Annotated in this window: 1 pseudogene; it reads right to left on the reverse strand. The window is 59.2% G+C overall.

The annotated features are described in order from the left end of the window. Positions 1 to 801 (reverse strand): annotated as a pseudogene (locus tag AB4048_RS28865) (IS630 family transposase); the annotation flags it as partial. Positions 802 to 843: the final 42 nt, after the last annotated feature.

Raw genomic sequence — 843 nt, forward strand, 5'->3', positions numbered from 1 at the left:
AAGGCCTGCTCGATCGGATTGAGGTCTGGTGAGTAGGGTGGCAGGAACCAGAGGCGAGCACCAGCCGCCTTGATGACTTGGCGGACGGCGGCCGATTTGTGGCTGCCGAGATTGTCCATGATGACGATATCGCCGGGTTTGAGAACCGGCATGAGCTGCTGCTCGACATAGGCGCGGAAGCACGCGCCGTTGATTGGTCCGTCAAAGACACAAGGAGCGGTCAACCGGTCACAGCGTAAAGCGCCGAGGAAGGTAAGCGTACGCCAGTGACCGTGCGGMGCAAAGGCGCGCAAACGCTTGCCCTTTGGCCCCCAGCCCCTGATCGGCGTCATGTTGGTCTTGATCCAGGTTTCGTCGATGAAGACAAGGCGCGTCGGGTCGAGATGCTGCTGTAAGCCCTTCCATCGCTCACGCCTGCGAGCAATATCGGCACGGGCCTGCTCAAGGGCGAATAGCGTTTTTTTTGAAGCGCAGGCCTTCGCGTCGGATGAATTCCCAGATCGTATTGTGGGAGACAGTGATGCCGCGCGCCGCCAACTCGGCCTTCAAACCGTGCAGCGTCAGATGCGAGTTCTGGTTAAGCTGGTCGACGATGAAGGCGCGGTGCGGTTCCAAAATACGTTTGCGATGGCCTCCCATCTTGCCCGGTTCCACCGAGCCGGTCGCACGATAGCGCTGAGACCATTTGACMACCGAAGAGACCGCAACACCAAAGCGGGCCGCAACRGCTCGGCTKCTGTCGCCGCTCAACACAGCAGCGACAACGCGATCACGAAGGTCGTTCGATAAAGGTCGGGTCATAGATACTGGCCTCCATCCAGCCAGCATCTTGAATCACAATCA

The sequence above is a fragment of the Rhizobium sp. RAF56 genome (assembly GCF_052113965.1).
In the GTDB taxonomy this organism is placed as follows: domain Bacteria; phylum Pseudomonadota; class Alphaproteobacteria; order Rhizobiales; family Rhizobiaceae; genus Rhizobium.